The following is a 14686-nucleotide window of genomic DNA, read 5'->3' as shown; positions in this document are numbered from 1 at the left end:
TCATCAATAGCCCCAAAGTGGAGGAACGGGGTCCAAACACAATTCCTTTACCTTTTGCCGAGATACACTTTGGAACGTTTCGCGTCGACCTGCTTCTTCGTCAGCGCAACACGGATGATGCGCTGAAACCGAGGACAATCCAGGTGGTTTTCAGCAGTGCAGTTCATGACATGGCGAAGGCCGTCCCGTAAGGCCGCCAGTTCCTTGATCCTCACGTCAATTTCATCCGCCCTTGCTGCCAGAACCTTACGATCCAATTCGGGCCTGCCTTCTGACCCTATCGTCTCTTTGATTTCGCCGAGTGAAAACCCGGCGGTTTGCGCCAGAGAAATGAGGGATATTCGCGTCTTCACCTCGTCCTCATATAGACGTTTCAATCCCCGTCGACCCACCGACCGGATCAGGCCAACCTCTTCATAATAGCGGAGTTTTGATGGTGAAAATCCGCTTTCGCGAGAGAGTTCGGAAATGTCGAGCATGGTCTTGACGTCAAGTTGACTTGAAGTTGCATGTTGCCCCTCCACTGCAAAACATCAACAGAAATTAAGGTCGATATCTGCATGACAACAGAAATTTTCTACAGCGCGGTTCTCATCGGCGTCGGCGCAACAGCCTTCATGGATGTGATTGCCCTTTCTCAGAAGCTGATTTTCTCTCAACAGTCACTCAACTACGCGATGGTGGGCCGTTGGCTCGGCCATGTCGCGCGGGGGCAGATTGTTCACAGGCACATCATGGCCAGCGACCCTGTTCCGGCGGAGCGTTTGTTGGGCTGGAGTGCGCATTATCTGACGGGAGTCGTGTTTGCGCTGGGCTTTCTGGCCGTAGTCGGTCGGAGCTGGCTTGAAACACCGAGCCTGCTGCCTGCGATTGCATTTGGAGTATTTACAGTGCTCGCGCCCTTTCTGATCCTTCAACCGGGCATGGGAGCGGGGTTGGCGGCACGGTTGACGCCCGACCCACGAATTGCGCGGCTCAAGAGCGTCTTTGCACATCTTAGTTTTGGAACTGGGCTTTGGGTCGCGGCAAAGTGCTTATCCAAATTTTTCTAACAATTCTCCAAGACTACACTGAAAGCAATCTGCGACAGCAGCATTAGAACTCAACAGAAGGAAAGGGCCGCTGGATACCTGTGAAAGTGCGTGCGTTCCTGTCGCAAGCTGGGCCTGTACAGACAATCCGCGGCCATTTTTGATCGGCCGAGGAGCATGGTTTTTCAGACTGGAGCACAGACCCTTAAGGCATCGAGAATTGCGGCGTGCATATTTCGGCTTGTAACTGCGTCGCCAATTCGAGCCAAATAGAATTGACCGCTTCGATTGATGTCAACGAATGGAAACGTGCCGCCAATGAGCGCCTTGTGATCAACCTGCCCAAGGTTGCGTGAAACTGGTTTCAGGTCGTTATAGAGTTCGGCCATTGGGGACAGAGCATGTTCGACGACCACATGATCAACAAGGCGCTCAGTGACGTTACCGGTCAAGGCATGACGCAGCCTGGCGCGAATTCGGTTGCCTTCGCGGGCGAGAGAAGCGAGCTCCTGCAGGCAGGTGAAGGCAACTCCGTTGGCAGCCAGATCGCGCAATGCGACAGCAGAGGTTGTTGGGCCAAGGTCATGTAGAAGGGATCGGTCTGGAGTAACAAGATTAACGTTACAACCGGTGCCTGCCAGCGAGTCTGCCGTCACCGCCGCAGGGTGATCGCCGATATCGTCAAACAACAACACCTCACCTGACACACGCGCCTCACCAGACAACACTTCCCAACTGGAAATTGCCAGTTCACCGCCGGGAATGGTTAAGGTTTCGGGCCAGCCGCCTGTCGCTATGATTACCAAATCGGGGGCTTCGGACAACACGTCATCGGATTCGGCATAGGTGTTCAAGCGGATATCGACCCCAAGCACGACCACTTCGGAAATCAACCAATCACCAACGCCCCAAACCTGCCTGCGTGTCATCCCTTTGGCGGCCAGAACCAACTGCCCGCCCAGCCGATCCGAAGCCTCGAGCAGCACGACCTCGTGTCCACGCAAGGCGCAGACACGCGCGGCCTCCAACCCGCCGGGCCCACCGCCGACGACAACTACTTTCTTGCGAGTATCGCTACGGGTGATGACATGAGGCAAGGTCTGCTCTCGTCCCGTGGCGGCATTGTGTCCGCACACGGCAGGTTTGCCCTGATTGACCCGATCAACGCAGTAGCCCAAGCCGACACAGGGGCGGATGCGCTCTTCTTCCCCACGTGCGAGTTTTTCCACCAAATGCGGATCGGCCATCTGTGCGCGGGTCATGCCCACCAGATCAACATGGCCGCCAGAGACAGCGTGGCGGGCCGTGGCAATATCCGCAATACCACCAGCGTGCAGGATCGGCAGATCGACGGCATCACGGATGCGTCCGGCCACGGTGATATGCGGGGCTGCGGGCAGCCCCATTGGGCGCACCCAACCGGCCAAGCCCAGATCATCGTAGGGCGCGCCGGCGAGGATGTTTAGCAGGTCGACTTGGCCGGAGCGTTCCAGTATCCGGGCGGCGGCAATGCATTCTTCGGCGTTCAGCCCACCTTCGGTCAATTCATCGCCGGTCATGCGCATCGATAGGATGAACTCGGGGCCGACTTCGGTACGCACCGCGTCAAGCACTTGTAGGGTCAGGCGCATGCGGTTTTCTAACGCCCCTCCATAGTTATCTTCGCGCTGGTTGGTCAGAGGGGACAGGAATTGACCCAGAAGGTGCGAGTGAGACAGAAGCTCGATTCCGTCGAACCCGCCCATCTGACAGCGACGCGCAGCAGCTGCGAAATCGCCAATAACGCGGTCGATGTCTTCTTGTTCCATTGCTTTTGGAATTGCGCGGTGAGCGCGTTCGCGGACACGGGACGGAGCCAATACCGGTAGCCAATGCCCATCATCCCAGGCTGTGCGGCGCCCCATATGGGTGATCTGACACATGATGGCCGCACCATGTTCGTGAACGCCATCCGTCAGTTTCCAGAACCATGGAATGATACTGTCATCTCCGGCATAGAGCTGGCCAAACACCGATGGACTGTCAGGCGCAATATTGGTCGATCCGCCAACCATGGTCAGGGCCACCCCGCCTTTGGCCTTTTCCTCGTGATACAACCTGTAACGGTCTCTGGGATGCCCTTCTTCGACAAAGTTCGGTGCATGGGATGTGCTTACGATACGGTTGCGCAATGCCAGGTGTTTCAATTGAAACGGATCAAGAAGGTTTGCCACTTCGGTATTCCTTCGGCCAAAGCTGATGTTCAAAAGCCGCCCAGGGTCGCGCCCACTGGTCAGATGCCATGCCTGATGAGGTTTATTGTCGAAGGTATTTTACTTGGGAAGTAGCGAGTGTGAATTCACTGCTTCCGACATTGCTGTATGAAAAGACGACCCGAGCACGAGACACATATGTGGGAAACTCGTTGAGCACAGACGGAGGCCTGACAGGTACCGCTCGATACACCAAGGTCATTTAAGGTTCGCGCGCGTGTCGTCCTAGATTGGCGGCGCTGCGCGCTCTGTGACCAATTGTCTGGCAACGACCCTTTCACGATGGATCATATACAGCCCTGCACTAATGATGATGGCAATACCAATCAGGCTTAGCGTGTTCGGAAAGTCACCGAAGACAAGATAACCGAACAGGGCCGCTACCGGCAGCTCAAAGTACTGCAATGGGGCCAATGTGGCTGATGGTGCAAACGAAAGCGCATAGGTCATCATCATATGGCTTACGGTCGCAAAAAAACCGGCTCCCAGTAGCCACAACCATGCGATGTCTGACGGCCAAACGGGATCGAAAAGCTCAGAGCCAGTACCTTGTGCAACCACAAGGATTGGAACGCAAAACAGGCTGGCAATCAGGCCGGTGTGGAATTGCAGGGCCACAGGGTGCATCCGACGCGACAATCCCCGCGTCACAAGGATGTAGAAAGCAAAGGCAACGGCCGTGCCAAGAGGAATTATTGCAACCGCGCCGAAGGCCGCGAAACTGGGTTGGATGACGAACAATACCCCAATAAACCCCACAAGAGCCGCCCCGACACGGCGAGGACCAACATCTTCGCCAAGATAAAACTTGCCGACCAAAAGGACGATGAACGGGGCCACAAAAACGATGGCCAACGCATCGGCTAGTGGCATCACACGGATTGCCGAAATGAAGCAAAACGTCGCGAACAGCAAAAGCAAAGAGCGGAATATGAGAACCAGCAATTCACTTCGCGCCACTCGCAACGACAATCCCATTATCCAGATAAACGGCGCCATCAACGCGCATTGAACTATAAAGCGAGCAGCCGTTATCTGCCCAACAGGAACACTGGCTGATGCTAGTTTCGCAGCTACATCCAGCAAAGGAGCAGTCAGGCAAAATCCAAGCATCAGCGAAACGCCTGCAAGGATGCGATCGGTTGATTGAGGCGCGGAATCAGAGGAGGTCATCCCACCATGTAGAAATGTCGCCAAATGCGTGTCTATTCTCAATGCGACGCCAGGCAAAAGTCCAAAAATTCACCAGCTGGGCTTGTATAGAAATGTGTCTTCGCAGCGAAGAGCCGGGTCGGCGCGTCACGCAGCAGGCACAAACACCGGAATTTCTGTGCGCGTATCAAGGTTTTCTGCCGAGCGATGAAGGTTCCCGCGATAAACTAGCGGGCCGCAGATCTTAATGATGAATTCACACCGTCCATCCTAATTGATCGCTGCACCGTCCAATTTTGAAAAGCGAACCAGCTTTCAGTCCAAACAAAAGAGCTTGTTGAACGCTTCTGCTCCATTGCGCGAAAACGTTACGACGCGGGTCTTTTGATCTCGTTTCGCCCAGGATAGTTCCTCGAAACGGCTTAGAAATGCCCGTCCGAGGCTACCGGCCAGATGCGACCTGCGTTCGCTCCAGTCCAGACATTCCAGGCAGACTGGCGCTCGCGCTTTGCACAAAGCCTCAATGTCGATTTCGAAATCTCTGGCAAAGGTGGTGCCCGTTTTGGTGAGCTCCAGCTCTTCGCCATTCAAATTGAGATGTCCCTGCGCCATTAGACTGTCGAACATCTGTGTGCCCATATCTCCGGCCAGGTGATTGTAGCAAACACGCGCTTTACGCAACTCTGCGTCTTTGGGCCCTGTCCGCTTACGCAAATAGCCGGACCCCGCCGCAAGTCCCATCAGACCCTCCAGCACTTGCGCCACCTCGTCATTGGCGAGTTCGAAATACTTGTGCCGCCCTTGCTTACGGGGCCGCAGCAAACCGCCTCCATCGAGTTTGGACAAATGTGAACTGGCCGTCTGGATGGTCACTCCGGCTTCCTCTGCCAATTCGCTGACCGTGAGGGCTTTGCCACTCATAAGTGCAGTCAGCATGTTGGCCCGGGCGGGATCGCCAATCAAGGCGGCGATGTGGGCAATGTCGGGACCTTCTTTCATAGTTCGACCATAATCGAAGCATTCTTGTGAGGCAAATGTTTAGAACACGAGAAAGCACACGATAAGGAAACTGTCATGCTGACCTGTGTTATCCGTTACCATATTGACCCTACAAAGAAGGCACTATTCGAGGAATACTCTCGCAATTGGGGGCAGGCGATCCCGCGCTGCGGCGCCGATCTGATCGGCTATTACGCACCACACGAGGGGTCTTCGACCCTTGCCTACGGTATATATAACATTAAGAGCCTTGCCGGTTACGAGGAATACCGCGCCCGTCTGGCGGATGATCCGCTCGGACGCGAAAACTACGAATTCGCCCAAAAGGAGAAATTCCTGCTTCGCGAAGACCGGACCTTCCTGAAGCTTGTTTCGGCAGCTCATGGGATGGGAGAGCAACAATGATCGCGGTAATTTTCGAAGTTAAACCAGAGGACGCCAGTAAAGGTGACTACCTCAACATCGCGGCCGAGATGCGCCCGATGCTCGAAGAGATTGATGGCTTTATCTCGGTAGAGCGGTTTCAGAGCCTAACTGATCCGCACAAGATTCTGTCTTTGTCCTTCTTCGAGGATGAGGATGCAATCACACGCTGGCGCAACCTTGCCGCCCATAGAGGGGCGCAGACGAAAGGGCGCGACGGGGTCTTCGATGATTATCGCTTGCGTGTCGCCAGTGTGATCCGAGATTATGGTATGTTCGACCGGGCGCAGGCTCCTGCGGATAGCCAGACTGCGCACAGCAAGTGATTTTGGCGAATATCCTTACTTAACTGCCCCGTGAACTGCCCATGGGGAAGGGCGCGGGTAGATGTAGTCAAAACTTCGATCCGCACCGAAACAACCAGCCTGAAATTTCGATAGTAGTCACCGTGCAACAGTGCTGGAAAGGGCAGAGTATATGATTGTTATGGTATTCGAGTTCGACGTTGAAGCGGGTGAAAATGACGACTACACGCAAACATCCTCTGAACTTTGCAATCACCAGAAGGGCATAGGAGGCTTTATTTCAATCGAACGTTTTGAAAGCCCCAGCACGCCTGGAAGATATGAGGCCATTGGCTATTTCGAAGACGAAAATGCCGTGACCGAATGGCGGAACCTTGCCGAACATCGCCGTGCGCAGGCTCTTGGTCGTTCGCGTTATTTCACAAACTACCGCCTGTTAATGGCCGAGGTTGTCCGCGATTACACCCATGATTTGAGACGGAACTCTGCTTTTGACGACAGCAACAAAGCCCATTGCGGCACTGGAGCGGACTAAAATGTTCGATTTGGAAGTCGAAACGCCTAACCCACTGGGCTCTCTTTCAAAGATGGGTCGGGTTTAGGGCGATGCCAGTGGCAGGGTCGAACGGCGGGGAAGCTTGGATGGCCGCTATGGGCCGGATCTGTCACAGAACGCGTACCCATCGTTTTCATACAGCCGCACTAAAGCAGAACCCGATTAACGCCCATGAGACAGCACTAGTGTTTTTGCGGCTCCTTTCCAATTGATGATTTCTCAAGAAATTGCCCCTGTTTCAGAGGATTCTACGGCTCATCCAGATCCAACACTGCAGGGTCGATCATGCGTTTATCAGCGCTCATCTTGACAGAGTTTCGCATGGCTTTGCTTCGCAGTAGCAAGCGCCGGAAACTTGTCTCGTCGAGCATAAGCAGCGTCGACGGTGCCAACGCCCGCACGTTAACGCGACGGGGCCGTTTCAATAACATAGCCAATTGCCCGAACATTTCGCCACGGCCCAGCCGCGTGGTGTGCCTGCCGAGTTCCACTTCCACCGCCCCCGAGGCAATGAAGTATACACTCTGGGCGAGTTCGTCTTTGGAGATGATGGTATCACCCGAGTTGACATATCGGGCACGCAGCGCGCGGCTGAGTTTCCTGAGTGAAGACTTGTCGAGATCGGAAAATAGTGGGAACTGCCGGACCAAATCCCGTCCTTTAAGAGTAATGTCCAGTACTGGACGCCCTTCAGATAAAGCACGACGTGCTGCCACTTCCTGCATCAACACTGAATAGAGTTCTTCGCCCACCAGGCCGTCCTCGCGCATGACCGCGTATTCACGCTCTTCCAGTCGCAACGCCGTTCGTCGGATGAACCGCCGCTCCAACTTTTCGGCATAGCCAGGAAATTGCAGTCGCAGACCGTCCAGCGCTGTCTCAACCGCCTCGGATCTACGCGCTAACAAGTCATCAAGCAATTCCGCAACCCGGCGGCCGTGGATCCGGCGGATGCGGCCACGGACAAATCCGTCGAGGTCCTGCAGGATCAGGCGTTGCATGAGCAATCTTTCGAACCGATCCGTCGTAATACGCGTGAGTAGGAACGAAATGCGAAGCCGGTTGTGCAGAAACACGGCGATCCGAAAAGATCTGCCGTAATCGACCGACCGATTTGATGCGCGCTGATAACCGATCCGCCCACCGGTCCGCGCGCCTTCTATAAGCCGATCCGCGTCGGACAAAATCTTCTCACTCAGCACCGATGACATCGTGCGTTCCCGCATTCGGGCCAACACGGAATCCCGCTCTGCACCCGCCAGCGCAATAAGGCCAAGAGTGACCCGGTCACGATCAAGGATCTGCGCGCTGTCCTCGGCGGCCTTTACTGCCTCGTCCAGGCGTTCGCTAAACTGTTTGGCTTCGTTTCTGACAATATCGTGGGTCAGGTTATAGTTTTCTGCTGTGCGGGACACGTCCTCGCGTACGGATTGCAAGGCGACCGCGACCACCTGCCGCGAAAGGGCGGTATCAAGCGGAGAGAGCTTGTCGAGCCCCAGTTTTGTTATCACCGTGCGCAAGGTTGTTCCCTGAACAATCAGTGTAAACAACGTAAAGCCAGTCGCCAGAATGCCGACCAGACGCTTGGTCTCAAGTGGGATATGCGTGCTTTCGGTGACTGCCAGCGCAAGCGCCAGGGTTACGGCACCCCGCAGCCCACCCCACAGCATCGCGGTGCGATAGGGGCGCTCAACAACTGGCGACAGACCTATTGTCGTGAGCAATGGCAACAACCCGAACAGAAGCGCTGCCCGTGCAAATGTTGCGGCAAGAACCACTACAGCCAACAGGCCAAAATCAGACGGCCGCACCCCCTCTAACAATCTCGGGATCAGTAGTGCTGCAAGAATAAAGATCAGCGCTCCGGCCCAATGTGCCAGAAGGTCCCAAACTTCTTGAAGATTTGTCCAGGCGGCCGGTGACAGACGACCGGGGCCTGTGAGGTTGAGCGTAAGACCTGCAGCCACCACCGCGATGACACCCGAAGCCCCGACGCTTTGTTCTGCAACGATATAGGCGAGGTACGGCAGAGACACGGATATTGAAATCTGCGCCATTTCCCAGCGGCCTACGAAAACCATCAGCCAAACCGCCATGCGCGCCATGAGCCAACCGGTGAGAACTCCACCTGCGATTAACAGCGGAAATTGCCCCACGGCTTCACTTAGCAGTGGATTGGGTCTCCCGAGCATGACAAAGCTCATGAACAGTCCGAAAAGAGCAATCGCAGCAGCATCGTTAAGAAGGCTTTCGCCCTCGATTATTCGCGACAACCTGCGCGGTGCCGAGATCGACCGAAAAATACTGACAACCGCTGAGGGATCAGTTGTCGATACAATAGCACCAATCAACAGACAGGCGGCTAGCGGCAGCGTACTTACCCAACTAAGCGCATAGCCAATGGAAAGTGTCGCCACAATCACTGCCACAACGGCCATCATCAGGATGGGCATCCAGTCATCCAGCATCCTGCGCAGGTTCATGCCGAGGGTCGCTTGAAAAAGCAACGTTGGCAGGAAAACGTAGAGGAAGACGTCAGACCGGATCGGCAGATCTATGATCGCCTGCGCCCCTGGGTTCAGCGCATCCGTCAGATCAGTGTCGAGAAAGAAGGTCGCACCAAGCCCGATCACTATCCCCAGGACGGCGAGGATAACACTGTAAGGCAGGCGCAATCGTGCGGCTAGTGGTTCCGCCACGCCGATTACAACAAAAAGAGAAGTGATGATGGTCGTAATGACGACGATATCCATCAATACCTATTACCTGAGAAGTTGAACTAGTGGAATCTACTTTTAATTCCCGATCGACCACGTGGAACCATTGTGTGAACTTACACGCGTCCAGAATACGCGGTTGCAGTGAATGTCATAAATGACGGGCTGCAGTGCGACACCGGCGCGATAAGGGAATGGCTGGTTTGGCCCGTCCTTATCTTCGTGATCCGGATCTGCCGACAAGATGCCGCGCTTGCTGCAAGGTCAGGAGTGAGCCCGAAGCGGACCCTACGAGCGGTGCATCAGCGGGTTTGCAACTGCATGCTAATACTCATTCAACGCTTGATCGATAGTTGGTAACGATGACTTTAGACCAAATTCCACGGCATCATTGCGAATTGCTTGCAGAACGTCGCGGGTCTCCGCACTTCTATGGTCGGAATGCGATGCTGCAAGAGCACGCGCTCTAGCTACGTAAAATTCCGACCACGGCAGGTCTTCTTGCGCAAAAAAAGCCTCGAGAGATTCAGCATGTCGTTGGGCCTGCGCCCATTCTTTGCGTTGCAACATAACTTCAATAGCGTCGCGGTAGAAAAATGGTTGATTGTGCCCCACACAGCCGTTGGCGATTATTTCTTCCGCTTCCGATATCGCTTGGTCTTGCTCTGTTTTGTCCTGAGTGACGCGAGCCAAGTGACCAAGCATTCGTGGCCCACCGAAAGACATCCCCAGTTTTCTAGCTCCAGCTATTGCCTGATTGATCGATTCAAGCGCTTCCTGGTGCCGCCCGATTGCGTTCAAGTGGATGCTATTGAACGACAATGCCTCGTGGACGAGTCTGGCTGCTCCGAGATTTTCGCCTAAAGTCCTCACGTGCTCACATAGCGTAACCACCGATGACCAGTCGCTGAGTTCAACAGCTGCAAAGAGCGCTGCCGCAGCAGCGTTCATTTCAGCACGATCGTGTCCGACGCGGCGAGCTGCATCCATTGCCTTGTGAGATTGTTCGAGCACTTCATGGAGCTCGAGCATATAGACCTTTGTGTGACAGACCTGTGCCGCGTTCGCCACTTCGGTCCGCCCGAAACCATTGGCTCTACTTATTTCTACACAGCGTGACAGCATGTCATGAGATGTGCGCATGCGCCCGGCCATGTAGACTGCGTCACCCAAACCGCCGAGCCCTTTTGCTTCGCCCTCAGTCGAACCAATCTGTCTTGCGTATTCGATGCTTTGCCGATGCCCTGCTTCACATCCAGTGATATCGCCCTTCGGGAACAGCAAGTTTCCACGTAAATGATGCAGTCGCATCAAAGCTTCGGGCAAATCATTGGCTTCAGCAATGGGTTGTGCTTGGGCCACTAGGTCGAGTGCTTCGTCGGTGTGGTCGATTATGCGCATGCCTTCAGCAATGCAACGCATTTTTCCGTATTGTTCGAATGACGAGAAAGAGATTCCCGATATGCTTCAATCGACTTTTCAGGCTCACTCAGTTCCAGCAGCAATTCGCCCAGAAGGCAATACAAAGCAAAGGACATCTCTGTCTTGTCCGCAACGGCAAGGCCGCGCTCAGTCAGCCGCAGTGCACTTTCAAACCGTAGTGCTTTCTGTTGCGCTTCTGCGGCGTGAAGGTATGCCTGCGCCGCGTCCTTGTGCCCGGCGCAGTCCAGATGTTCGGCATGCAGTGGAAGATCTTTGTCTGCAAACCAGTCCGCGGCTGCGAGGTGGAATTCATTTCGACGTGCTCGAAGCAGCGAGCCATAGACACCATCTCTGACCAGCGCATGGGCAAACAGATATCCGTCACCCTGCTCGCGGATAAGTTGATGGTTTACCAATTTAGCACTGTCATACGAGTCATTGCTGATCAAGTGACGCAACGAAGCGAGCGTAAACCTTTGTCCCAGAACTGAAGCAGCTTGAATGGCCGATTTGTCAATCGCTGGTAGACGGTCAAGTCTTGCTTGTACAATGCTCTGAACTGATCCCGGAACTTGAACGTCGTTTGCCTCATGCGCGCTTCTGAGTAGCTGCTCTAGGAACAATGGATTTCCCGCTGCCCGCTCTACGCAAGAACGAGCAAATTTGTTGGCTATGTCGACAATGTTGGCAGCCATTCCCATGGCGTCAGCCTCGCTAAGAGGGCCCAGATCCAAGGCTATGAAGGGTGCGCCAGCTAGGGCGCCGCGCCAAGCCGGATCAATCGGGTCGCCTTCAATCCTGGAAGTAAGGACAATCATGACAGGCGCGTCAATTGAACCTAGTCCCAAATAGGCAATTTGTTTAAGGACAAGCTTGTCTGCCCAGTGGATATCTTCGAACACGATTAGTCTTGGAAGCTTCCTACTGAGCGCCCGGACAAGCGCAACAACAGTATCTACTTTACCGGTGTTACGCGTTAGATTGTCCATAGCGTCGTAAAGCGCCTGGTCCTCTGGCGATCGCGGCAGGTTCAGGAGGTCGTTGAGATGGATCGCATTTTCTGCGGTCACAAACCCGTTCGCAATCGCGCTCTTGGCTGCCGCACGCCGATCATCAAAATCAGCTTCTGTTGGTAATTCGAGCAGACTACAGACCAATGAACGGATCGGATCCTGTCCAATACCAACACCGAAATCAAGGATTAGGGCGCGATGACACGAATATCCGTTTTCAGCGGCCAAGCGGCAGTATTCATCTGTTAGACGGGTCTTTCCGATTCCGGGATCGCCGCGAATTTGGATCAACTGCCCTCTTTCGGCTTCCTTACAGACTTTCAGGGCACTTTTGAATTGCTGGATTTCAGCTACACGGCCAAGAAACGGACTTGCGCGCTCCGTGTTGGGAGAGACACCGCTGCCTCGCACTGAATGCACTCGCACAGGCTCCAAAAGGCCTTTGACGGAAACGTCCCCCACCTCTTTAGCGCCAATTTTCTCTTCTATGGACTGACGGACCAACTCTGATATCAGGATTTCCCCGGCGGAAGCCTCATCTGTAAGTCTGGCGGCTAAATTCACCGACTCTCCGATAACTGTATAGTGGCTGTCAGGACCAACGCCGCTTGCTACAACCTCGCCACAAGCAATACCAATGTGAGTTTCCAGCGGCCGACCAGCCTGTTCTGAGACACCTGGCATCGCATCTTGGATCGCTATTGCTGCGCGGACAGCCCTTTCAGCGTCATTCCCATGTGAAATCGGTGCTCCAAACACAGCCATAACGCTGTCGCCCACGTGCTTATCAACCGTTCCTCCGAAGCTATTGACTATGCCGTCGGCAACTTCAAAGTACGCAGACAAAAGGTTGTGAACCGCTTCGGAATCAATCGAAGAAGATAACTTTGTGAATCCACAGATATCAGCAAACAAAACAGTTACTTGTCTTCGCTCACCGGATCGTTGAGTGTCAGGCTTTGCCGCGGCATTCTCCTGCACATTCGCCACGTTTTCGTTTGCAGTTTCGTCGATTTTCGCAATCGCCTCTAGCAATTTCCGCCTGTGGCCGACGGCAGTCACTCCAATGTCTTTAAGGTCTTCTACTGTGATGTGCGCAAGAACGTGCCCATCGACAAAGTTCTCCGCAAAGGCATCGGCATATTCGCCGAGCCCGAGATCTTCGAGCCAGGTGCGTACATCAATTTCCATGCAGGCTCAGTTTATTGTTTCGGGAGCAAAATAGCATGAAATGTGTCAAACGGTCTATCGATGACCCCCAAAGAGATGCGCGACACAGCCTAATGGCCACCTAAGAACCGAGTTTGATGTTTTGTGGACCAGAGTTGAGCACCTCTTTTGAGGGTATTTAAACTGAGGGTCTTATTTCGAATCCAAGGGCGACTTAGTCCAGCGTAGTGTCCGTCCGAGCAGTCTCTAGTTTTGCTCATACAGTGGATCTCGGCAGTGCGGATTGTGGGCGTAGCAACTTCAAACCTTCTCGAATGACCGCAATGGGCCGTTTCGCTGCAGATTGGATCAATGACCGACTTGGGAAATACTCCACTTTCAGGGCTGGAACACCCTAGGGAACAGAAAATCTCTTCTTCCACTGAGCAACACGCAACTCATCGCGCTTCTCGTACTCTTTAATAGCTTCACCGATGTCTCGGTGCACTTGATCCTCTCGATCTTCTCCGAGATCGGTCATGCGCATGGTGAACCAAGCAGTCATTCCTCCGGGAGGCAAGGTGGCAAAGCGAGGGAAAGAAGGATCACTTTTGCCTGCCTGCCATTTTGCCGGCATGTAGGGATCAAGGACAAAACCCCGTGCCATTCCCACGACATCCGCATCCCCAGATTGGACTACAGCTTCAGCCTCCTCTTTGCGTTTGAAACCGCCGGTGACCATAAGTGGAGCCGAAATCAGTCGACGCGCAGCGCGTGCAAACTCGACAAAGTAGGGACCCGTCGTCGCGCGTTCCGAGCTAGAGGGTGCCCCGGGGAAATAGGTCCCGCCGCTAATATCCAGAAGGTCGACACCCTTGCCTTCAAGTCCGGCAACGACTTCGAGTGCGTCGCCTTCCGTTAGGCCACCGTCGAGTTGATCGGTTGCATTCAGCTTTATTGCTACCACAAAGTCTGATGGGACGGACGCACGAACGGCTTCAACCGTTTCTATGAGTAGCCGCATCCGCGCCTGTATTGAACCGCCATAAGCATCGGATCGACGATTGAATAGTGGCGACAGAAACTGGCTCAGGAGAAAGCCGTGTGCGGCATGAATTTGCACGCCGCCAAATCCCAATTCCGCCGCACGCAGCGCGGTGCGGGCAAAACTATCTGGGACGGCCCTTATCTCGGCGATCGACATGGCTTTGCTGCGGAAATCAGGAAAGTCGATGGCGCTTGGCCCTCGGGGTTGGCTGATCGGAAGATGAGCCATTGCCCCAGCATGCCCAAGCTGTAGCCACAATTGAGCTCCGTTTGTCGCCCCGCGCCGAGCAAGGTTGCGAAAGGCTGTTTCATCGGCTGCCTCATTCAGGACCAGATTGCCTGGTTTCTCGGGATACCTCGGATCACCCTGCACCTCGCCGATGATCGATGCGGCAAGCCCCCCTTCGGCCCAGCGTTCATAAAGCCGCATCTGCGAAGGAGTTGGATTTCCCTGGCCATCCCCCAACGAATCCGACATCGCCGATTTGATGATCCGGTTTTTCAATACACGCCCATTCGGCAAAGTGAGTGGTGAGAAAAGGGAGGCGCTCGAAGTTGTGTGCAAAGCAGTTTTCCTTGGAGTTTTTACCTCCACCTGAGATACTTTGGATCACTCTGCA

General features: G+C 54.4%; 12 protein-coding genes. 4 read left to right on the top strand and 8 right to left on the bottom strand.

Going from position 1 to position 14686, the window contains the following annotated elements:
- Positions 1–47: 47 nt before the first annotated feature.
- Entirely contained in the window at positions 48–479 is a 432-nt protein-coding gene (locus GOW92_RS10940) for a helix-turn-helix domain-containing protein (RefSeq protein ID WP_170560616.1), read from the bottom strand.
- Between the two features lie 81 nt (positions 480–560).
- Between GOW92_RS10940 and GOW92_RS10935 the strand changes: the two genes are divergently transcribed.
- Positions 561–1052: a DUF2938 domain-containing protein gene (locus GOW92_RS10935; RefSeq protein ID WP_170560615.1), complete on the top strand. Its 492-nt coding sequence runs from the start codon at positions 561–563 to the stop codon at positions 1050–1052.
- A gap of 164 nt (positions 1053–1216) precedes the next feature.
- Here the strand turns inward: GOW92_RS10935 and GOW92_RS10930 are convergent, their stop codons facing one another.
- The 3 genes from GOW92_RS10930 to GOW92_RS10920 form a co-directional block, all read right to left on the bottom strand.
- Complete coding sequence (locus GOW92_RS10930; RefSeq protein WP_170560614.1) at positions 1217–3244, bottom strand: FAD-dependent oxidoreductase; 2028 nt, start codon at positions 3242–3244, stop codon at positions 1217–1219.
- A 264-nt stretch (positions 3245–3508) separates the two neighbouring features.
- A complete protein-coding gene (locus GOW92_RS10925) occupies positions 3509–4456 on the bottom strand; it encodes a DMT family transporter (RefSeq protein ID WP_254452977.1) in 948 nt (315 codons plus the stop codon).
- 294 nt (positions 4457–4750) lie between these two features.
- Positions 4751–5434: an ArsR/SmtB family transcription factor gene (locus tag GOW92_RS10920; protein ID WP_170560613.1), complete on the bottom strand. Its 684-nt coding sequence runs from the start codon at positions 5432–5434 to the stop codon at positions 4751–4753.
- A gap of 75 nt (positions 5435–5509) precedes the next feature.
- Here GOW92_RS10920 and GOW92_RS10915 point away from each other — a divergent pair, with 75 nt between their 5' ends.
- The 3 genes from GOW92_RS10915 to GOW92_RS10905 all read left to right on the top strand — a co-directional run bounded on the left by GOW92_RS10915 (position 5510) and on the right by GOW92_RS10905 (position 6697).
- Positions 5510–5839 (top strand): NIPSNAP family protein, encoded by a 330-nt coding sequence (locus tag GOW92_RS10915; protein ID WP_170560612.1) that lies wholly within the window; start codon positions 5510–5512, stop codon positions 5837–5839.
- Positions 5836–6183 carry an antibiotic biosynthesis monooxygenase family protein gene (locus GOW92_RS10910; protein ID WP_170560611.1) on the top strand — a complete coding sequence of 116 codons (348 nt, stop codon included), beginning with the start codon at positions 5836–5838 and terminating at the stop codon, positions 6181–6183. The genes GOW92_RS10915 and GOW92_RS10910 overlap by 4 nt, the downstream gene beginning before the upstream one ends.
- A gap of 151 nt (positions 6184–6334) precedes the next feature.
- Positions 6335–6697, top strand: a complete 363-nt coding sequence (locus GOW92_RS10905) for an antibiotic biosynthesis monooxygenase family protein (protein WP_170560610.1) — start codon at positions 6335–6337, stop codon at positions 6695–6697.
- Between the two features lie 269 nt (positions 6698–6966).
- Here GOW92_RS10905 and GOW92_RS10900 read toward each other — a convergent pair whose 3' ends face one another.
- The 4 genes from GOW92_RS10900 to GOW92_RS10885 form a co-directional block, all read right to left on the bottom strand.
- Complete coding sequence (locus GOW92_RS10900) at positions 6967–9471, bottom strand: cation:proton antiporter (RefSeq protein WP_170560609.1); 2505 nt, start codon at positions 9469–9471, stop codon at positions 6967–6969.
- A gap of 288 nt (positions 9472–9759) precedes the next feature.
- Positions 9760–10836, bottom strand: coding sequence for a hypothetical protein (locus GOW92_RS10895; protein WP_170560608.1), 1077 nt, complete (start codon positions 10834–10836; stop codon positions 9760–9762).
- Positions 10827–13061: an adenylate/guanylate cyclase domain-containing protein gene (locus GOW92_RS10890; RefSeq protein WP_170560607.1), complete on the bottom strand. Its 2235-nt coding sequence runs from the start codon at positions 13059–13061 to the stop codon at positions 10827–10829. Before GOW92_RS10890 ends, GOW92_RS10895 begins: the two co-directional genes overlap by 10 nt.
- Before the next feature lie 373 nt (positions 13062–13434).
- Positions 13435–14661, bottom strand: a complete 1227-nt coding sequence (locus tag GOW92_RS10885; RefSeq protein ID WP_368040274.1) for an NADH:flavin oxidoreductase/NADH oxidase family protein — start codon at positions 14659–14661, stop codon at positions 13435–13437.
- Between the last annotated feature and the right edge of the window lie 25 nt (positions 14662–14686).

Source organism: Ruegeria atlantica, assembly GCF_013032505.1.
Taxonomy (GTDB): Bacteria; Pseudomonadota; Alphaproteobacteria; order Rhodobacterales; family Rhodobacteraceae; genus Ruegeria; species Ruegeria atlantica_F.
Note: the sequence above shows the minus strand (reverse complement) of the source record. Positions and strands in the feature narration are given on the sequence as shown.